Origin of the sequence: Streptomyces sp. NPDC041068 (assembly GCF_040647455.1) — a bacterium.
Taxonomy (GTDB): domain Bacteria; phylum Actinomycetota; class Actinomycetes; order Streptomycetales; family Streptomycetaceae; genus Streptomyces.
Genome location: NZ_JBEZCG010000007.1, coordinates 165,830 through 184,993, shown reverse-complemented (window position 1 = coordinate 184,993; position 19,164 = coordinate 165,830). Strand labels below are relative to the sequence as shown.

Genomic DNA, 19,164 nt, shown 5'->3' with positions numbered 1-19,164 from the left:
CAAGCGAGTCCGTACGACTGACCGAAGGGGTAAAGGGTTGTAGCCGAGGGGGCGATTTGTCGCGTGATGTATCCCGCACGCATCAGGTGTGACAACGGGACGGTGGGGTGCGCTGGGTCATGTGACAGTTGTGATGTGGCGGAACGGGTGGGGGATCTGATGGGGACGAGCAGACGGTGGGTGCGGGCGGCCGCGCTCCCGCTCGCGGTGGCCGCGCTGGCGGGCGCCCTCACGTCCTGCGGCACGGACCGCACGGTGACCTACTCCGGTGGCACCCTCGAACCGGTCGTGCCCAAGGACGAGCGGCGCGGCAAGGAGCTCGCCGTCGAGGGCATGAGGCTGCTCAAGGACGCGGATTCGGTGCGCATCGGCGTCGACATGGCCACCCCGAAGGGCCGCCAGAAGGTCTCGCTGCACATGGACCGCGACAGCAACTGCAAGGGCACCTTCGACGCGGGCCCCATGCAGCGGGGCGACCTCATCATGATCGCGGGCGGTGCGACGTACGTGCGCTTCAGCGACGCCTCGCTCGACGCGATCCGCGAGCTGGGGGCCCAGCGCGGACCCGAGACCGCGGCGCGGGTCCGGGAGCGGACGGCCATGGCGCGCGGGAAGTATCTGAAGATCCCCACCGGTGCGGGCTCGGGACCCTCGATGCCGATGGGCAGCTGCGACCTCGACAAGTTCACCGCGTCGATGCCGGGGGCCCCGGACTCGGACGAATCCTTCAAGGCCCTTCCCGAGACCCGGCGTTACGGCATGAGCGTCGTCCCGATCGTCGAGAGCGAGGACGAGCAGGGGACGAGTCTGTACGTGGCCGCCGAGGGCAAGCCGTACGTCGTCGGCGCCCGTGTCGAGGAGGACGGCGAGGGAACGATGACGATGCGGATGTCCGCGTACGACGAGCCGGTCGGCGCGGTGGCCCCGGCGCCGGCGCTGACCATCGACATCTCGAAGATCAGCCCTGGGGGCGCGGGCGGGGGCTCGCTCTTCGAGGTCTGAGCCAGGGACGTGCGGCAGGACCCACGGGCCTGCGGCAGGACCCACGGGCCTGCGCCCCCCTGGACACGTAGCCATTCGCGTGCGCACTGTGACATTTCCGCGCCCGGCGGCGCTGGTTGCCGTGGGGGCACGGGCACGGTGAACGGTGCAGCGTCGGCCGGATGGGAACGTGTTGGGCCAGGGTGGGGAACCCCGTCGCGCGCGGGCGCACGACGAGGAGCTGGGCAGGGCCGTCGCCGCGGCCCAGGAGGGCGACGAGGTCGCGTTCGCGGTCGCGTACCGCCTGGTCCAGCCGGGGCTCGTCGGCTATCTGCGTGGCCTCGTCGGCAGCGACGGAGAGGCGGCCGAGGACGTCGCGGCCGAGGCATGGCTGGAGATCGCCAGGGACCTCGGGCGGTTCCGCGGGGACGGGGCGGGCTTCCGCGGCTGGACCGCGACGATCGCCCGCCACCGGGCCCTGGACCACCTGCGCAGACAGAAGGCGCGGCCGCGTCCCGCCGCGCTCGAACAGGACATGCTCGAACTGCCGGGACCGCACAGCACGTCGGCGTCGGCGCTTGAGGCGATCTCCACCGAGCGGGCGCTCGGCCTCATCGCGACCCTGCCGCGCGACCAGGCGGAGGCCGTGCTGCTGCGGGTGGTCGTCGGCCTGGACGGCCCCGCCGCGGCCCGGGTCCTCGGCAAGCGCCCCGGCGCGGTGCGGACGGCCGCGTACCGGGGGCTCAAGAAGCTGGGCGAGCGCCTCGGTCTCGACGGGCGGGACGGTGTGACGGATGACGGTCCCGACACGCTGGGGGAGTCGAGATGAACGCAGACGAGCCCCCGGGATCCAGGGGGACGCAGGGCGGGCCGTCCCTCGACGCGCTGCTCGCCTCGGCGGTGCGGGCCGAGGCGGACGCGGCCGCGCAGGGCGATGCGGTGGCGGCGTTCCGCGCGGCGCGTGACGGGGGAGCGCACCGGGCGCGGACCCGTCGCCGCGACGACTGGCGCCCTCGCGTGCGCCGTCGCGGCCGCTTCTCGCTGCGGGCGGCCGCGGGCGTGCTGCTGGCCGGCGGACTCCTCGGCGGAGCGGCGCTGGCGGCGGTGGGCGCGGTGACGGACCCACCGCCCGCACCTCGCGACCACCCTCGCCCCACCTCGTCGGCTCCGCGCGCTCCGGAGAGCCCGGAGCCTCCGGCGGTGACGGGCGGGGCGAGCGAGGGTGAGGGCAGGGGCAAGGGCAAGGGCGAGCCCAGGGGCGCCGACAAGCCCAGGGCCTCCGGCGAGCCCAAGGCCCCCGGCAAGCGCAAGCACGAGAGACACCCCAAGCCGGACAAGACCAAGAAGGTCAAGGCCGAGCCGGACAAGCCCAAGGCCAGGTCGGGCAAGTCGGACAAGGCCAAGCCGGACGAGGCCAAGAAGCCCAAGAAAGCGCCCCGTTAGGGGCGCGGGGAACTGCGCGCGCAACCCCCATCGACCCCGCGGAGCCCCGGACTCCCGCCCCATCCGCAGGCTTCGGCTCGGGAGGCCCAGTTGGAGCCGCGCCACTCCGCGGCGAGCATGGCGCAGTGGAGGAGGTCTGCCGTTGCCGGACGGCGAGTTCTCTGGCGTTGTCCTCACAGGTGCGCGGCTCGTTTTCCCTCCCCTTGCCAGGGAGCGCACAGGTCGCACGGCCGGGCAGACAGAGGCCCGGACAGAAGCCCGGACAGAGGCCCGGACAGAAGCCCGGAGAGAAGCCCCGCACTCCAGGGCCTGTCGGCCGGAGGACGGGGCGGAACGTGCGCGGCCGGGGCCGCCACCCCCCACAGGAGAGGCCCCGGCCGGCACACGGTACGAACCGCGTGCGGTCCGTACTCCCTTCAGCGCCGCGCGTGCGTTTTCTGTCACACCGCGTTCCGTCACCCGCTAGTTGCACGTTGTACAAACATGGACGTAGGCCCGGACAAGGCCGTAGCGTGCTGCTTCGCGCCGGGGCCGGGCGCAGATCTCCGAGTGGCAGGATTGAGAGAGTGCTGGGGGACGACGCGGAGCTGACCGCCGCGGTGCTTGCGGCACAGGACGGGGACGAGACCGCGTTCCGGACTGTGTACCGCGCCGTGCACCCACGGCTGTTGGGATACGTACGCACGCTGGTCGCCGAGCCGGACGCCGAGGATGTCGCCTCGGAGGCCTGGCTGCAGATAGCGCGCGACCTCGACCGGTTCAGCGGTGACGCGGACCGGTTCCGGGGCTGGGCGGCGCGCATCGCGCGCAATCGCGCCCTCGATCACATACGCATGCGGGGACGCCGCCCCGCGATAGGCGGCGACGAGTCGGAGCTCACCGGGAAACCGGCCGAGGCGGACACCGCGGGCGAGGCGATGGAGTCCCTCGCCACCGGTGAGGCGCTCGCCCTGATAGCCCAACTCCCGCAGGACCAGGCCGAGGCGGTCGTCCTTCGCGTCGTCGTCGGCCTCGACGCGAAGAGCGCGGCGCAGACCCTCGGCAAGCGCCCCGGAGCCGTCCGTACGGCGGCGCACCGGGGCCTGAAGCGGCTCGCCGAGCTGCTCGGCGCGACGGGCGCCGACCCCGCCGAGGCGCTCGGCGCAGTACCCCCTCAGAGAGAGCCGCGCGGCCGCGCGGTGACGTCCGCCGGTGTGACGCATTCGCGTACGCGGACGCAGAAGGACATGTGATGGCCGACGAGCAGTACAAGTGGCTGGACCGCGACGCGGCGGAGCGTTTGCTGCGCGGGGAGCCCCTCGAAGGCGTCGACCCTCACGTACGCGCACAGTCCGACCGGCTCGCCCAGGCGCTCGGCGCGCTGGCCGCGGAGGACGGGACCGAGACCGCTGCGGGCGCCGATCCGGGTGAACTCCCGGGCGAGGCCGCCGCGTTGGCCGCTTTCCGGGCCGCCCGCGCGGAGGGGGCGGGCGCACGGCCCACCGTCAGGTCCGCACCGTACGCCACGTCCGCCCACGAGGCCGCCGCAGGCGAGACCGTACGCCTCGCGCGCGCCGGAGAGCGGCCCCGGCCCAGCCGATGGGGCCGCCCGGTCCGCTTCGGGATCGCCGCGGCGCTCGCCGGCTGCATGATCGGCGGCGTCGCCGTGGCCGCGGGCGCGGGCGTGCTGCCCTCGCCGTTCGGCAGGCACGACGACCCGGGTCCCGCCGCGTCCGCGTCGCCCGTCGCCACCCCGGAGGAGGAGCCGTCGGCCTCCCCCTCGGACCGCGCGCGAGAGCCCTCGGAGGACCTGACCCCGGACGAGACGACGGAGCCCGACGACGAGCCGACCCGGGAGCCCGTGAACAGTTCGCCGCCGGAGGCCGAGGCCGACGGCGACAACTCCGGTGCCACGCAGCAGCCCGGCACCGACAGGACGCCGCGCCCCGACCAGGCCAAGGAGTGGTACCGCAAGGCGGTGACCGCCTGCCGCGCCTACCGCAGCGGTGAGCTGCAGGGCGAGAAGCGGCGCCGCCTGGAGGAGGTCGCCAAGGGCGCCGCCCGCGTGGAGGAGTTCTGCGGCCGGATCCTCGGCGGCTCCGGCTCCGGCTCCGGTTCCGGTCCCGGCGACGGCGGCCAGCAGGGCGGCAACGGCGGCCAGGACGGTGGCGGCGGCCACGACGGCGACGGCGACGGTGACGGCGAGAACGGTTCGGGCGGCGACGACGACGGTGGCCCGGGAGGTGACTCCGGCGGCGGCAGCGGCGGCGGTGACTCCGGCGGTTTCCCCGGCCCGCCCATGTCGTCGCCGAGCGCTTCGCGGCCGGTGCCCACGGCGTCGTACAGCGCGCTGCCGGACCTTCCGTGATCCGTGGCGAAAAGTTTTCGCCGCGGGGTGTGACGTTTTCGGAAGCGGTGACGCAGTAAGAAGTGAGCCGACTGGTCATCGGCCCGCGCACTGAGCCGGGGGTTCCCCCCGTACCTTCGGCTCCGTGCCCTCGGCGTGGGCGGGATACGTTCCCCCGATCCCGCCCACGCCGCTTTTCCCGGCCGGATGGGCCTCTACCCGTAGATGACGACCTTTCGGCCGGATGGGCCCCTACTTGTAGATGACGACCTTGTCGCCCCTGCGCACCTGCGCGAACAGGCTCGCGATCTTCTTCTCGTCCCGGACGTTCACGCAGCCGTGCGAGGCGCCGCCGTAGCCGGTGGCGGCGAAGTCCGACGAGTAGTGCACGGCCTGGCCGCCGCTGAAGAACATCGCGTACGGCATCGCGGTGTCGTAGAGCGTCGAGACGTGGTGCCGGGACTTCCAGTAGACGCTGAAGGTGCCCTCGCGGGTCGGCGTGTACTGCGAGCCGAACCGCACGTCCATCGTCGACACGACCTTGCCGTCGATCATCCACGTCAGGGTGCGGCTGCTCTTGGCGATGCACAGGACCCGGCCGGTCAGACAGCGCTTGTCGGGCTTCGCGGGCGGCATGCCGCCGCCCGAGTACAGGTCGTACCGCGTCGGCTCGCGCGTCATGGCGAGCAGCCGCTGCCAGGTGACGGTGTCCGTCCGGCCGGTGCGGGGCAGGCCGCGCTTGCCCTGAAAGCCCTTGACCGCCTCGGTGGTGGAGGCGCCGTACGTCCCCGAGGGGTGCTCGAAGAACCAGGCGATCTGGCGCAGCCTGGCCTGCAGCTCCCGCACCTGGCCGTCGCGGTCGCCTTCCTCCATGAGCGTCTTCGCGGGAGCGGGCGTGGAAGGCTCCGGTGTCGAGTCCGGGTCCGGGGCCACAGTCGAGTCCGGGTCCGAGTCCGGGCCCGGCTTCGGCGATTGCGTGGCCGAAGCCCCCGGTTTGCCGTCCCCGCCGCCCGGCTTCGCGTCACCCGACCGCCCGCCGTCCGTGTCGACCGCGGCCGCCTTGCACCCCGCGGCCAGCAGCAGCACCGCCACGGCTCCCGCCGATATCGCGCCCTTGCCCATCACGCCCCCCGTGCTCCTGGACACCGACATCGTCCAGGAGCGAGCCCCTGGACAGCACACAGGGAAGTGTTTCCCGGTTTGCCGCGAGTGACGCGTCCCGGGCGCGGGTGCGAGCCGGAGTCATGACACTGGAGTCATGACACACGAGTCGGAGTCAGGACTGCCCATCGAGCCCGTGTACGGCCCGGAGGCGCTGGAGGGCTGGGATCCGGCGGAGCGGCTCGGCGCCCCGGGTGCGTATCCCTTCACGCGCGGCGTCTATCCCTCCATGTACACGGGGCGGCCCTGGACGATGCGCCAGTACGCGGGCTTCGGCACGGCCACGGAGTCCAACGCCCGCTACCGGCAGCTGATCGCGCACGGCACGACGGGCCTGTCGGTCGCCTTCGACCTGCCGACCCAGATGGGCCACGACTCCGACGCCCCGATCGCGCACGGCGAGGTCGGCAAGGTGGGCGTGGCCGTCGACTCGGTCGAGGACATGCGGGTCCTGTTCGACGGCATCCCGCTCGACCAGGTCTCGACGTCGATGACGATCAACGCGCCCGCCGCGCTGCTGCTCCTCATGTACCAGCTGGTGGCGGAGGAGCAGGGGGTCGAGGCGGCGCGGCTGACCGGCACGATCCAGAACGACGTGCTCAAGGAGTACATCGCCCGCGGCACGTACATCTTTCCGCCGCAGCCCTCGCTGCGGCTGATCGCGGACATCTTCCGGTACTGCGGGGCCGAGATCCCCAAGTGGAACACCATCTCGATCTCCGGCTACCACATGGCGGAGGCGGGCGCCTCGCCCGCGCAGGAGATCGCCTTCACGCTCGCCGACGGCATCGAGTACGTCCGTACGGCGGTCGCGGCGGGCATGGACGTGGACGACTTCGCGCCACGTCTGTCCTTCTTCTTCGTGGCGCGTACGACGATCCTGGAGGAGGTCGCCAAGTTCCGTGCGGCCAGGCGGATTTGGGCCCGGGTGATGCGGGAGGAGTTCGGCGCGCTGAACCCGAAGTCCCTGATGCTGCGCTTCCACACGCAGACGGCGGGGGTTCAGCTGACCGCGCAGCAGCCCGAGGTGAACCTGGTCCGGGTCGCGGTCCAGGGCCTGGGGGCCGTCCTCGGCGGCACGCAGTCCCTGCACACCAACTCCTTCGACGAGGCCATCGCGCTGCCCACCGACAAGTCGGCCCGCCTGGCGCTGCGCACCCAGCAGGTCCTCGCGTACGAGACGGACGTGACGGCGACGGTGGACCCCTTCGCGGGGTCGTACGTCGTGGAGAGCATGACGGACGACGTGGAGAGGGCGGCGCTCGAACTCATGCAACGGGTCGAGGACCTGGGCGGCGCGGTGCACGCCATCGAGCAGGGCTTCCAGAAGAACGAGATCGAGCGCAACGCCTACCGCATCGCGCAGGAGACCGACTCCGGTGAGCGCGTCGTGGTCGGCGTCAACCGCTTCTCGATCGACGAGGAGGAGCCGTACGAGCCCCTGCGCGTCGACCCGGCCATCGAGTCCCAGCAGGCGGCCCGCCTCGCGAAGCTCCGCGAGAACCGCGACGGCACGGCGGTGACCGCCGCCCTCACCGCGCTCAAGGAGGCGGCGAAGGGGGAGGCCAACGTCCTGTACCCGATGAAGGAGGCGCTGCGGGCGCGGGCCACGGTGGGCGAGGTCTGCGACGCGCTGCGGGCGGTGTGGGGGGCGTACGTGCCGACGGACGCGTTCTGAGGCGGCACAGCCGTGCCGCCGCTGCGCGTCCGCCCAGCGGACACCCATGTCCTCATCCCGTACGTGCGTGCGAGACTCCGCGCATGCTGGGTGTCACCGATCTTCCGACCTATCTCGCGGGCCTCGTCCTCATCGTGCTGCTGCCGGGCCCCAACTCCCTCTACGTCCTCTCCGTCGCCGCGCGGCGCGGCGTGCGGGCCGGGTACACCGCCGCTGCCGGTGTCTGGTGCGGCGACACCGTCCTGATGACGCTGTCGGCGGCCGGTGTGGCCTCGCTCCTGCAGGCCAACGCCGTGCTCTTCGGAATCGTGAAGTACGCGGGCGCCGGGTATCTGACCTGGCTGGCGATCGGGATGATGCGGGCCGCGTGGGGGATGTGGCGGGCCCGGCACGAGCGGGCCGCGGAGCGGGTGACGGAGGACGCGGAGGCGGGCGCCGGGGAGCGGCCGCTGCGGCGGGCCTTTGTGATCAGCCTGCTCAACCCGAAGGCGATCCTGTTCTTCATCGCCTTCTTCGTGCAGTTCGTCGACCCGGGCTACGCCTATCCCGCGCTGTCCTTCGTCGTGCTCGGCGCGCTGGCCCAGATCGCGAGCTTCCTGTACCTGACGGCCCTGATATTCAGCGGTACGCGGCTCGCGGCCGCCTTCCGCCGCCGCAAGCGGCTCTCGGCCGGGGCCACCTCGGCGGCGGGTGCGCTGTTCCTCGGGTTCGCGGTGAAGCTGTCGCTCAGCAGCGTGTGACGCCACAGGGCGGCTCGTCAGTGGTGCCAGGCCGAGCCGCCCACGTTGTGGATCATCCGCTGGAGGACCTTGAGGGCGTGGACGTACTCCTCGTCGGTGATGCCCTCGTGGATCTCGGCGCGGAGCTGCTTCTGGCGTCCGGCCACGCGGGCCTGCAGCGCGCGGCCCTCGTCGGTGAGGGCGATGCGGCCCGCGGCGTCCTCGGTGATCAGACCGCGGTCGTGCAGGGCGCCGATGTCATGGTGCAGGGAGCCCTCGCCGACCTCCAGGTAGCCCCTCAGAACCGCCACGACCTCCTCGCGGGGCCGGCCCTCCGGCGCCGTCAGGAGCTGGTTGAGGACCCACCACTGGGGCTGGGTGAGGCCGTACTCGGCGAGGGTGGTGCGGATGTGGTGGACGACGGCGGCGCCCGCGGCCGAACTCCAGTAGCCGACGGGCTGGTTGACGAGGTCGGCGTCGCTGTGCGAGTACGTGAAGGTTGTCATGTGCTCGAACGTAGAACCTCAAGCGGACTTCAGGTCAAGCGCATGTCTCGACGCTGACCGACCCGCTCGGCCCCAGCCGCGCTACCGGTGCCCCCGGGCTTTGCCCGGCGTCGTGAGTCCCGTACGGATCAAGGGAGTCAGCCACCCCTCCACGTACCGGTTCAGGAGCCAGGCGAGGGTCAGCATCGCGGTGACCGTCAGGGCGAGCGTCGCGTACGACGGCAGGCCGAGGCCCCGGTGCAGCGCCTCGACCGTCACCCAGCCCAGGTGTTCGTGCACCAGGTAGAAGGGGTACGTCAGGGCGCCTGCCACCGTCAGCCAGCGCCAGTCGACCCGGCGCAGGAAGCCGAGGGCGATCAGGAGCACCGCCACGAAGCCCGCCGTCACGACCGCGATGATCCCCGCCGAGGAGCGGTACGAGAAGAAGTCCGGGTCCGGCGCGTGCCACAGCCGGGCGACCGCGTAGTGCTGGCCGATCAGCCAGCTCACGCCCGCGATGCCCCACGCCGTGACGTCGCGGCGGTCGCGGTGGATGAGATAGATGCCGATGCCGCCGATGAAGAACGGGGCGTACTCCGGCATCAGGACCAGGTCGAGCAGTGGCTCGTCGGCGGCCTCGGCGACGGCGGCCGCGAGCGTCCACACCGCGCAGAACAGCACCACCCGCGCACGGGTCGCGCCCGGCAGGACCACGCACAGCGCGAACAGCGCGTAAAAGCGCAGCTCGGCCCAGAGCGTCCAGCACACGCCCAACACCCGGTCCACGCCCAGCGGTTGCTGCAGCATGGTGAGGTTCACCAGGGCGTCGCTGGGCGAGACCGCCTTGTAGGCGACGACGGGCAGCGCGAAGACCGCGGTGACCAGGACGATCGCCGCCCAGTAGGAGGGCAGCAGGCGCGAGGCGCGGGAGGCGAAGAAGGAGCGCAGGGGCCGCCCCCAGCCGCTCATGCAGATCACGAAGCCGCTGATGACGAAGAAGATCTGGACGCCCAGGCAGCCGTACGCGAACCAGCCGCTGGCCGTGGGGAACTGGTCCCTCGGCGAGCTGCCCCACGCCTGGGCGATCTCGCCGTCACGGCCGCCGTAGTGATACGCGGCGACCATGAGCGCGGCGACCAGGCGGAGGCCGTCGAGGGCGCGGAGCCGGGGCCTCTCGCGGGAGGCCGGTGCGGTGGAGGGGGACGTGGACGTGGTGGTGCCCGCTCCCGGAGAGGGCTTCGGGAGCGTCGTGCCGGGAGAGGTCATCCGAGCGCGGTCCGCTTGAGCGAGCGCTGCACGGAGCGGGCGCGGCGGGCGACCCGGCGCACCGTGGCGTTGCGCGGGATGAAGGCCAGCTGCGAGGGCAGGGCGCCGGGCAGCGCGAGCGCGGTCAGGCGGCGCCGCTTGAAGTAGCGGACCGTGCGCGGGCCGAGGCTGCGGGAGAGATAGCGCTCGGCGTCGGGGCGCAGCCGGGGGTAGATCTGCGGCTGCATCGCGAAGCCGACGGCCTTGAGGAGGTTCGTCAACTCCCCGATGCCCATGGCCGCTTCCTGCCCGGTGACCGCCGTGCGGTCGGTGAGTTCGGGCAGCAGCGCGTCGACGATCGTGACCGGGACGCGGTTGCTGTTCTGGTAGGGCGCGAGGCGCTCCAGGAGCAGGTCCGTGCCGGTGCGTGCCGCGGGCAGGCCGTAGAGCGCGGAGGCGGTGAGCAGGGCCGTGGAGAAGCAGCCGACGACGAGCGCGGGCCGCATCCGCTGGTAGAGCACCTCGGCGAGCACCGGTGTGTCGAGCACCGTCAGCTCGACGCCGATCGCCTCGGCCTCCTTCTCCAGGGCGCGCGACCAGCGGGCGGGGGCCGTGGGGTGGGGCTTGAACACCACGCGGGTGTGGCCGAGTTCGGCGGCGCCGCGCACCATGCGGATGTGCAGCTGCTCCTCCTCCTCGGCGGTGAGGATGTTCAGCGCGGAGAGGTACTGGCCGAGGACGAGGGCGGGCGCCTCGATGTCCGGTACTTCCCCTTGCGGCAACTCGGCTTCTGCCTCGGTGAGTTCGGCGAGCACCTTCACGAACGCGTCGGTCGGCACCACCTCCGCCTCGACGCCGAACTCCGTGAGCAGCAGCGGCGTGAGCCCCGGCACCAGGTCCAGATGGAGCAGGCGCCGCACGCGCGTGCCGACCAGCGGGTCGATCTTGTTGCGGGTGGGGCCGTAGCTCATCAGGCCGTCGGCGTAGACGTCCACGGGGGCGCCGGTGAAGATCTGCGCGAGGGCGAGCGCCGGGTTGACCTGGATCGACTCGACGGCCAGCTCGACGGCGTCGTCACCGAGGTCCCAGAGCAGCCGGACGTAGCGCTCCCACAGCACGACGTCGTCGCCGCGCGGGGCCCAACCGCCCGGGTGGAAAGGGGAGATGGCCTCGTTCCAGGAGCGCACCTCGTCGAACCGGTCGCGCAGCCGCGCGAACCCCGGCATCGCGTCGAGCGCCGTCGTCGTCTCGGGCGTCGCCGCGTTGTTGCTGACCAGGAGGATGCGCCGGTCGGCGGGGCCGAAGCGGTCGGCGTCCAGGGCCGCGGCGAGCGTCGCCGCGCCGTACAGCGTGGACGCCATGAAGATCTGCGTCGTGGCCATTACGCGGCCACCTCCGCCGACACCGGGCGCCGGCGCAGCCTGCGCAGCCGGGTCGCCCGCTGGACGTCCATGGAGTCGAGCGCGTCGTCGAGAACGCCCTGCGGCATCCGCTTCAGCGCGGCCGCACTCATTGACTTCAATTTGCGCGCCACGGATGGCTCGAACCTTTCGATGGATCCCAAATGGTGGGAGATGATCGCGCAGTAAGTGCGCACGGCCTTCGGAAGCAGTTTGTCCGCGTCCCTGTCGTCCGCGGTTTCCCGCACCACCTGGTCGAATGCCTTGATGAAATCGAGCTGGCGTACGTCACCGATCTGGGTGAGGGACGAGGCGACACCGCGCCGGTAGAACGCCCCGAGAAGGCTCACCGCGGCGAAGGATTCCGCCTCGCGGTGCAGCCGCCAGATCCAGGGCCGGTCCTCCGCGGTGCGCAGGCCGTCGGTGAAGTGCAGCAGGCCCGCGTCGGCGAGCCTGCGGTGGTAGATGCCCGCCCAGGCGTACGCGTAGTCCACGGACGTCGACCGGTCGGCGGGCAGTATGACGTCGCGCGGGCTCATCACCTCGCCGCGCCTGCCGTGCGGGACGCGGTGGACCGAGCGGGCGCGCGCGGTGCACTGCACATGGTCGGTGCGTACGAAGTCGCATCCCAACTCCTCGATGGACGCGAGGAGTTGCTCGAAGTACCCGGGGGCGAGCCAGTCGTCGCCGTCCAGGAACGTGAGGTACTCGCCGCGCGCCGCGTCCAGACCCGTGTTGCGGGCGGTCGCGAGGCCGCCGTTCGTCTCGTGTCTGAGGTGGACGGCGCCGGGGAGCTCGCGCGCCGCCCGCTCCAGGATGTCCGGCGTCTCGTCGCGCGAGCAGTCGTCGACGAGAATGAATTCGAAGTCGTCACGCGCGTTCGCGCGCAGACTCCTCAAGGTGTCGGGCGCGTATTGCTGCACGTTGTAGAACGGCACGATGACGGAGAGCTTAACCACGTGGGTGACGTTAGGTGTCGGCCCGTCATTCGTGTCGACCCGCAGTGGGATGTCAGGTGAACGACGTGTGGCGGAATGGTTAACCGGCCCTTCGAGAAGGCCTTTCCCGAGCTGATTCGCCATTCGTCGGCATGCTGTTAACCGTTTGTTGCACCTGAGTTGGGCCGCGAATCGAAATGCCTTCCTAGCGTCTGGGACGTGCAAGGAAGTCATCGAAACCCGCTGCGGGTGGCCGTGCTCGCCGACTCCGATACGCGATGGAAATGGGGCGCTCTCACAGCGAACCGTATCGTATCGGACAATCAGCCCGACGGTCATCGGCTCGGCGGGTACCTGCTCCGCGGCCGGGCCACCCCCACGCCCCGGCAGCTCGAAGAGGTGGGCGTGCGCGCGGACTCCCTGCGCGAGGTCACCGCCGTCGAGTTCCTGCGGGAGATGGAGCGGGACGCCCCCGACGTGCTCGTCCTCGCCCTGGTGGGCGGGGCGGTCCAGGCGGTCCTTCACGGCCTCGCCCGCGTCACGCAGGACGCCCGTCTCACCGAGGGCACCAGGCGCAGGCCCGTCGTCGTCACCGGCTATGTCGGCGTCGTCTACGAGAAGCTCGCCGACGGACTCCTCCTGCGGCACGGCGCGGACGTCGTCCTCGCCAACTCCCGCCAGGACGCCGAGCGTTTCCGCGCGGTGTACGAAGGAGTGGGCGCCGACGCCTCATCGGTGACGGAGGCAGCGCTGCCGTTCCTCGGCGGAGCACCGTACGAGAAGCACGACCCGTACACCGTCGTCTTCGCCGCACAGCCCTCCGTGCCGGAGACCGCCGCGCACCGCACCTACCTGCTGCGCCGCATCGTCGAGCACGCCCGGCTGCACCCCGACCGCGAGGTCCTGCTCAAGCTGCGCAGCAAGCCCGGCGAGCACACCACGCACATCGAGGAGCTGCCCTACCAGAAGCTGGCGCAGCGTATCGACGGCGGACTGCCCGCCAACTGCCGCCTCGTCTATGGGCACATGGGCGAGGTGCTCGACCGCACCGACCTCCTGGTCACCGTCTCCTCGACGGCGGCCCTGGAGTCCCTGCACCGCCGCATCCCCACCGCGGTCCTCACCGACCTCGGGGTGCGCGAGGCGCTCGGCAACCACCACTTCACCGGCTCCGGGTGCCTCGCCTCCTGGGACCAGCTGGACGCGGGCCACCTGCCCGTGCCCGACGAGACGTGGCTGGCACGGCAGGGCGTCGCGGCCGACGGTGCGTACGAGAGGGCCTTCGACGAGGCGCGCGAGAAGGTCACGGGCCTCCTCGCCCAGCCTCAACTCCCGCCCCTGCAGCCCTACTACAGCCTCACCACGGCCCGCGGCTATCTGCCCGGCATCCTCGCCCGCCACCACCTGGGCCCCGACGGCGCACCGCTGCCGGGCGCCCCCGCGGCCGACAAGGACCCCGGCCCCGTACGGCAGATCGTGCGCCGCGCCGCCCGCGGTGCCTACCGCCACGGCGTGCAGCGCGTGGCCCCCGTCATCCGGCGGATGGGCGAGCTGTGAACGCCCCGCGAGCAGTGCACCCCCACCCCTCCCAAGGAGCCCCCATGCCCCAACCCGACCCAGCGGGCCCGCCGGTACGCCGCGTCCTCGCCGTCATCCCCGCCCGCGGCGGCTCCAAGGGCGTGCCCGCCAAGAACCTCGCCCCGGTCGGCGGCGTGCCCCTGGTGGCCCGCGCCATCCGCGAGTGCCTGGCCGCCCGGCTCGTCACGGACGTCGTGGTCTCCACGGACGACCACGTGATCGCCGAGGCCGCTCGCGCCGCCGGCGCCGAAGTGGTCCTGCGCCCCGCCGCCATCGCGGGCGACACCGCGACCAGCGAGGCCGCCGTCCTGCACGCCATGGACGCCCACGAGGCCCTGCACGGCCACGCGGTGGACGTCGTCCTGCTCGTGCAGTGCACCAGCCCCTTCCTCACCCGCGAGGACATCGACGCAGTGGCGTCGGCGGTCGTGGAGAACGGCGCGGACACCGCTGTCACGGTGGCCCCCTTCCACGGCTTCATCTGGCGCGACGCGGCGGACGACGCCACGGACGAGGGCGCGGCCCTGGACGCGCGCCGCACGGACGCCGTGGGCGGCACCACCACGCTCGCCAACTCCACCCGCACCGGCGGCGGTTACGGCGTCAACCACGACAAGTCATTCCGCCCACGCCGCCAGGACCGCCCCCAGGACCTCCTGGAGACCGGCGCCGCCTACGCGATGGACGCGGCGGGATTCCGCACCGAGAAGCACCGCTTCTTCGGCCGCACCGAGCCGGTCCGCACCGACCCGGCCCGCGTCCTGGAGGTCGACGACCCGCACGACCTCGCCCGCGCCCGCGCGCTGGCCCCCCTCTTCGACGCGGATCGCCCAGATGGCGACGCCGCCCTTCCGACCGCCGCCGACATCGACGCGGTCGTCCTCGACTTCGACGGCACCCAGACCGACGACCGGGTGCTGATCGACTCCGAGGGACGGGAGTTCGTCTCCGTGCACCGCGGGGACGGCCTCGGCATCGCGGCCCTCCGAAGGAGCGGCCTGAACATGCTGATCCTGTCCACGGAACAGAACCCGGTCGTCGCCGCGCGCGCGAAGAAGCTCAAGCTTCCGGTCCTGCACGGCATCGACCGGAAAGACCTCGCACTGAAGCAGTGGTGCGAGGAGCAGGGCATCGCTCCCGAGCGCGTGCTCTACGTCGGCAACGACGTCAACGACCTCCCGTGCTTCGCCCTCGTGGGCTGGCCCGTGGCGGTCGCGAGCGCCCACGACGTCGTGCGCGGCGCAGCCCGCGCGGTCACCACCGTCCCCGGCGGTGAAGGCGCGATCCGAGAGATCGCCACCTGGATCCTCGGCCCCTCTCTCGACTCCCTCCACAGTTAAGGAATTTCCTGCCATGAGCACCATCACCTCCATCGGCGCCAACTCCCGTCTCCGCCAGTTCGGTTCGAAGACGGCGGGCCCCGGTCAGCCCGTGTACATCACCGGCGAGATCGGCATCAACCACAACGGCGACCTGGAGAACGCGTTCGCGCTCATCGACGTGGCCGCCGACGCCGGCTGCGACGCGGTGAAGTTCCAGAAGCGCACCCCGGAGATCTGCACCCCGCGCGACCAGTGGGACATCGAGCGCGACACCCCCTGGGGCCGCATGACGTACATCGACTACCGCCACCGCGTGGAGTTCGGCGAGTCCGAGTACCAGGCCATCAGCGAGCACTGCGCCAAGCGCGGCATCGACTGGTTCGCGTCGCCGTGGGACACCGAGGCCGTCGCCTTCCTGGAGAAGTTCGACCTGCCCGCCCACAAGGTCGCCTCCGCCTCGTTGACCGACGACGAGCTGCTCCGCGCCCTGCGCGCCACCGGCCGCACGATCATCCTGTCCACGGGCATGTCGACGCCGAAGCAGATCCGCCACGCGGTCGAGGTGCTCGGCAGCGACAACATCCTTCTCTGCCACGCCACTTCGACGTACCCGGCGAAGGCCGAGGAGCTCAACCTGCGCGTCATCAACACCCTTCAGCAGGAGTACCCGAACGTCCCGATCGGCTACTCCGGCCACGAGACGGGCCTGCAGACCACGCTGGCCGCGGTCGCCCTCGGCGCCACCTTCGTCGAGCGCCACATCACCCTCGACCGCGCCATGTGGGGCTCGGACCAGGCCGCCTCCGTCGAGCCGCAGGGCCTGACCCGCCTGGTCCGCGACATCCGCACCATCGAGGCGTCCCTCGGTGACGGCGTCAAGAAGGTCTACGAGTCGGAGCTCGGCCCGATGAAGAAGCTGCGCCGCGTCGCGGGCGTCGTCGCCGAGAACGAGGCCGCGGGCGCCGAGCCGGTCGCCGTCTGAGCGCGCGGCCCGCTTTAACCGGACACGGATTAACGGGATACGGACATACGACGATGAGCCCCCGAGTCGGCCGAGCCGCCGACGTCACCGGCGCCACCGCCCCCTCCACGCTCGCCTTCGTGGAGAGCCCTGTTCAGCTGCTGAACGTACTGGAGTGGGCGCACGCCGCGGCCGCGACGGGCCCGACCGGGGGCCTCACCGTCGTCGTCCTCTCCCCGAACGACCCCATGACGCGCGGCCAGTTGCGCCGCATGGCGCAGCTCGCGCGCGACGAGGGCGTCGAGGTCCGCTGGGAGGAGGCGCGCGGCGGCGCGACGGCACCCTTCCACACGATCGGCGGCCTCGCGGGCGCGCTGCGCAGGGCCGACCGGATCGTGATCGGCGACCCGTTCTCCCGCTACGTACAACTCCTCCTGACGATCACCCGGGCCCGCTCCCTGGTGGTCGTCGACGACGGCACGGCGACCATGGAGTTCATCTCCCAGCTCGCCCGCGGCGAACGCCTCCAGCGCTGGCACCGCAAGGGCGGCCGCCCCGGCCCCCGGGACCTGGTCTTCGCCCCGGTCTCGGCCTCGGCACGGCGCCGCCTCACGCCCGGCGGCGCGCGCACGGTGGAGGTCTTCTCCGCCATGCCGATCGACAGCGCGCCCGAGGGCGTGACGATCACGGTCAACGCCTTCGCCTGGACCAGGGAGCGCTTCGGTCCGCCCCGGCTCACCCGGGGCGCGGACCTGGTCGGCACGTCCCTGGTGGAGACGGGCGTCGTCGACCCGGACCGCTATGTCGACGCGGTCCGGGCCCTGTCCGTGACGCACGGCGCCACCCGCTACTTCGCCCACCGCCGCGAGAGCGCCGAGAAGCTGCACCGCCTCGCGGTCGAGACGGGCCTGCAGGTGGTCCGCCCCGACCTGCCGCTCGAACTCATCGCCCGCCGCGGCCCCATCGGCCGCACCATCCTCAGCTTCCCCTCGACGGTCGTGCACACGCTGCCCCTCGCCCTCGCGGGCACGGAGGTCAAGGTGGCGGTCTGCGACATCGACCCGAGCTGGCTCACCGAGAACGCCTCACCGCGGGCTCAGGGCTTCCTGTCCGGGGTGACGGGCACGGCGCGGGACGTGCACCGGCTGACGTCGGTCGTCACGGCTGCGGCAGGTAGTCGTCGAACCGCGGGGTCCCCGGCTCCGGGCTGAGCCGGGTGGCGCGGGTGACCTGGTCCACCGCCTGGTACCGGCCGGCAAGGAAGAGCAGGTCGAGGAGTTCCTGCCGGTCGAACTCGGCGCTCAGGCGCGCCCACGGAGCGTCGTCGGTGTCGCCCCCGTCGCCGTGCGTCGCGTCCGTCAGCTCGATGAGCAGACGGTCGCGTTCGGCGGTCCAGCACGGGTCGGTGCTCTCGCCGTGGGTGAGCGAGGTGATCTGCTCCTCGGTCAGCTCGGCCTTCGGCGCGAGGAAGGCGACGTGCACGGCCCATTCGTACTCGGCGCGGCAGAGCGCGCAGACGCGGTCGATGACGATCTCCCGCTCGCGCGTGCCGCCCGTCCGTTCGTCGCCCAGCTGGTAGGAGCCCCAGGCGTTCATCGCGTCGAACATCGGTACGTTGTGCGCGAACATCCGGAAGAGGGCGAGAGGCCTCTTCCCCTCCGGCGTCATGCGCGCCAGGACTTCGGCGGCGTCCGGCGGGCAGGGCGGTTCGAGGGGCGGTATGCGGTCGGTGTCGGCCATCGGGTCGGGTTCTCCTCGGGGCGCATCGGGAGGCCGTCGGCTGCGGGCCGTCGAACGCGAGCCGTCGGCTGCGGGCCGAACGTGAGCCGTCGAACGTGAGCCGTCAACTGCGCGCCGTCAGCTGTGGCCCGCGGCTACGAGCCGTCAGCTGTGGTCCGCGAAGCGCGCCACGTACCTGCGCTGCCACGGGGTCTCCACCGCATGCCGGTCGTAGTGCGTACGTACGTAGGAGACGGCCTCCGCGGCGGGCACGCCGTCGAGCACGGCGATGCACGCCAGCGCCGTCCCGGTCCGTCCGCGCCCGCCGCCGCAGGCGACCTCCACACGCTCCCCGGCCGACCGCTCCCACGCCTCGCGCAGCAGCGTCCGCGCCCGCTCCCGATCGCTCGGCAGCCGGAAGTCGGGCCAGCGCAACCACCGCCATTCCCAGGGGACTTCGGGAGGCTGCTTGCCGAGCAGATAGAAGCCGAGGTGGGGCACGTCCCCCTCGGGCAGCGGACGGCGCAGCCCACGCCCGCGGACGAGCCGCCCCGAGGGCAGTCGAAGAACGCCCGGGGCCGTGGGCTGCCAGGTCGCTGTCGTCGTGCCGTGGTCCTCGGTCATGGCCGGTGGCTGCTCCCCGGGGCGTGGCGTCGGTGGACGCCTCATTGTCACGCCGGGGCGGACGCGGCGGCGTACAAGATTTTCCCGCAGTTAGGCTCTCCGCGTGGCGATCACTTACACATGGCGAGGCGATTTCAAGGACCCCGAGGTCAACGTCCTGCACGCCGAGGGCTTCGACCACCCCCTGATGGACATCGAGTGGCGGACACAGGTGGAGCGGCACAGCCTCGGCTGGGTCTGCGCGCGCAACGGCGACGGGAAGGCGAACGGGGCCGGGGCGCTGGTCGGGTTCGTGAACGTCGCCTGGGACGGCGGCGTGCACGCCTTCGTACTGGACACCGTCGTGGCGGGACAGTGGCGGGGCCGGGGCATCGGCGCCGCCCTCGTCGCACGCGCCGCGGAGGGCGCGCGCGAGGCCCGGTGCGAATGGCTGCACGTCGACTTCGACGACGACCTGAGCGACTTCTACTTCGAGGCATGCGGCTTCAGGACGACGGCTGCGGGGCTGATCGCACTGTGAGGCCGACCGCGGGCCTCACCGCGCCCTGACGCCGGCCGCGGGCCTCACCGCACTCCGACGCCGT

Annotated in this window: 19 protein-coding genes; 12 read left to right on the top strand and 7 right to left on the bottom strand. The window is 72.2% G+C overall.

Annotated features, from left to right (window positions below):
• Nucleotides 1-159 precede the first annotated feature (159 nt).
• From AB0B50_RS17945 to AB0B50_RS17925, 5 genes are all read left to right on the top strand, one after another.
• Nucleotides 160-1,002, top strand: coding sequence for a hypothetical protein (locus AB0B50_RS17945; RefSeq protein WP_362332181.1), 843 nt, complete (start codon nucleotides 160-162; stop codon nucleotides 1,000-1,002).
• Between the two features lie 172 nt (nucleotides 1,003-1,174).
• Nucleotides 1,175-1,810: an RNA polymerase sigma factor gene (locus AB0B50_RS17940; protein ID WP_362332797.1), complete on the top strand. Its 636-nt coding sequence runs from the start codon at nucleotides 1,175-1,177 to the stop codon at nucleotides 1,808-1,810.
• On the top strand, nucleotides 1,807-2,424 hold the full coding sequence (locus tag AB0B50_RS17935; protein WP_362332178.1) for a hypothetical protein: 618 nt from the start codon (nucleotides 1,807-1,809) through the stop codon (nucleotides 2,422-2,424). The genes AB0B50_RS17940 and AB0B50_RS17935 overlap by 4 nt, the downstream gene beginning before the upstream one ends.
• Before the next feature lie 566 nt (nucleotides 2,425-2,990).
• Nucleotides 2,991-3,656 (top strand): RNA polymerase sigma factor, encoded by a 666-nt coding sequence (locus AB0B50_RS17930; protein ID WP_362332175.1) that lies wholly within the window; start codon nucleotides 2,991-2,993, stop codon nucleotides 3,654-3,656.
• The gene (locus tag AB0B50_RS17925) at nucleotides 3,656-4,771 is read left to right on the top strand and encodes a hypothetical protein (protein ID WP_362332172.1); all 1,116 of its coding nucleotides are present in this window, start codon (nucleotides 3,656-3,658) and stop codon (nucleotides 4,769-4,771) included. The genes AB0B50_RS17930 and AB0B50_RS17925 overlap by 1 nt, the downstream gene beginning before the upstream one ends.
• A gap of 231 nt (nucleotides 4,772-5,002) precedes the next feature.
• Here AB0B50_RS17925 and AB0B50_RS17920 read toward each other — a convergent pair whose 3' ends face one another.
• Complete coding sequence (locus AB0B50_RS17920) at nucleotides 5,003-5,902, bottom strand: L,D-transpeptidase family protein (RefSeq protein WP_362332169.1); 900 nt, start codon at nucleotides 5,900-5,902, stop codon at nucleotides 5,003-5,005.
• A gap of 106 nt (nucleotides 5,903-6,008) precedes the next feature.
• Between AB0B50_RS17920 and AB0B50_RS17915 the strand changes: the two genes are divergently transcribed.
• The gene (locus AB0B50_RS17915; protein ID WP_362332166.1) at nucleotides 6,009-7,589 is read left to right on the top strand and encodes a methylmalonyl-CoA mutase family protein; all 1,581 of its coding nucleotides are present in this window, start codon (nucleotides 6,009-6,011) and stop codon (nucleotides 7,587-7,589) included.
• 83 nt (nucleotides 7,590-7,672) lie between these two features.
• Entirely contained in the window at nucleotides 7,673-8,329 is a 657-nt protein-coding gene (leuE, locus tag AB0B50_RS17910; RefSeq protein ID WP_362332163.1) for a leucine efflux protein LeuE, read from the top strand.
• Nucleotides 8,330-8,346: 17 nt separating this feature from the next.
• On the opposite strand, the gene AB0B50_RS17905 is transcribed toward leuE, so the two are convergent.
• From AB0B50_RS17905 to AB0B50_RS17890, 4 genes are all read right to left on the bottom strand, one after another.
• Nucleotides 8,347-8,814 carry a MarR family winged helix-turn-helix transcriptional regulator gene (locus AB0B50_RS17905; protein ID WP_362332161.1) on the bottom strand — a complete coding sequence of 156 codons (468 nt, stop codon included), beginning with the start codon at nucleotides 8,812-8,814 and terminating at the stop codon, nucleotides 8,347-8,349.
• A gap of 81 nt (nucleotides 8,815-8,895) precedes the next feature.
• A complete protein-coding gene (locus tag AB0B50_RS17900; protein ID WP_362332158.1) occupies nucleotides 8,896-10,059 on the bottom strand; it encodes an acyltransferase in 1,164 nt (387 codons plus the stop codon).
• The gene (locus tag AB0B50_RS17895; protein WP_362332155.1) at nucleotides 10,056-11,420 is read right to left on the bottom strand and encodes a polysialyltransferase family glycosyltransferase; all 1,365 of its coding nucleotides are present in this window, start codon (nucleotides 11,418-11,420) and stop codon (nucleotides 10,056-10,058) included. Before AB0B50_RS17895 ends, AB0B50_RS17900 begins: the two co-directional genes overlap by 4 nt.
• Entirely contained in the window at nucleotides 11,420-12,397 is a 978-nt protein-coding gene (locus tag AB0B50_RS17890; RefSeq protein ID WP_362332152.1) for a glycosyltransferase family 2 protein, read from the bottom strand. Before AB0B50_RS17890 ends, AB0B50_RS17895 begins: the two co-directional genes overlap by 1 nt.
• Before the next feature lie 222 nt (nucleotides 12,398-12,619).
• Between AB0B50_RS17890 and AB0B50_RS17885 the strand changes: the two genes are divergently transcribed.
• The 4 genes from AB0B50_RS17885 to AB0B50_RS17870 are packed head-to-tail and all read left to right on the top strand — an operon-like array spanning nucleotide 12,620 to nucleotide 17,448.
• On the top strand, nucleotides 12,620-13,933 hold the full coding sequence (locus AB0B50_RS17885; RefSeq protein ID WP_362332794.1) for a DUF6716 putative glycosyltransferase: 1,314 nt from the start codon (nucleotides 12,620-12,622) through the stop codon (nucleotides 13,931-13,933).
• Between the two features lie 44 nt (nucleotides 13,934-13,977).
• On the top strand, nucleotides 13,978-15,294 hold the full coding sequence (locus AB0B50_RS17880) for an N-acylneuraminate cytidylyltransferase (RefSeq protein ID WP_362332149.1): 1,317 nt from the start codon (nucleotides 13,978-13,980) through the stop codon (nucleotides 15,292-15,294).
• A gap of 13 nt (nucleotides 15,295-15,307) precedes the next feature.
• On the top strand, nucleotides 15,308-16,258 hold the full coding sequence (locus tag AB0B50_RS17875) for an N-acetylneuraminate synthase family protein (protein ID WP_362332146.1): 951 nt from the start codon (nucleotides 15,308-15,310) through the stop codon (nucleotides 16,256-16,258).
• A gap of 53 nt (nucleotides 16,259-16,311) precedes the next feature.
• Nucleotides 16,312-17,448 carry a hypothetical protein gene (locus AB0B50_RS17870; RefSeq protein ID WP_362332143.1) on the top strand — a complete coding sequence of 379 codons (1,137 nt, stop codon included), beginning with the start codon at nucleotides 16,312-16,314 and terminating at the stop codon, nucleotides 17,446-17,448.
• Here the strand turns inward: AB0B50_RS17870 and AB0B50_RS17865 are convergent.
• Together AB0B50_RS17865 and AB0B50_RS17860 are read right to left on the bottom strand one after the other, a co-directional pair.
• Nucleotides 17,396-17,977 (bottom strand): carboxymuconolactone decarboxylase family protein, encoded by a 582-nt coding sequence (locus AB0B50_RS17865; RefSeq protein WP_362332140.1) that lies wholly within the window; start codon nucleotides 17,975-17,977, stop codon nucleotides 17,396-17,398. The two genes, AB0B50_RS17870 and AB0B50_RS17865, sit on opposite strands and share 53 nt — an antisense overlap.
• 144 nt (nucleotides 17,978-18,121) lie before the next feature.
• Nucleotides 18,122-18,580, bottom strand: a complete 459-nt coding sequence (locus AB0B50_RS17860) for a protein-tyrosine phosphatase family protein (RefSeq protein WP_362332137.1) — start codon at nucleotides 18,578-18,580, stop codon at nucleotides 18,122-18,124.
• A 103-nt stretch (nucleotides 18,581-18,683) separates the two neighbouring features.
• Between AB0B50_RS17860 and AB0B50_RS17855 the strand changes: the two genes are divergently transcribed.
• Nucleotides 18,684-19,100, top strand: a complete 417-nt coding sequence (locus tag AB0B50_RS17855; protein ID WP_362332134.1) for a GNAT family N-acetyltransferase — start codon at nucleotides 18,684-18,686, stop codon at nucleotides 19,098-19,100.
• Nucleotides 19,101-19,164: the final 64 nt, after the last annotated feature.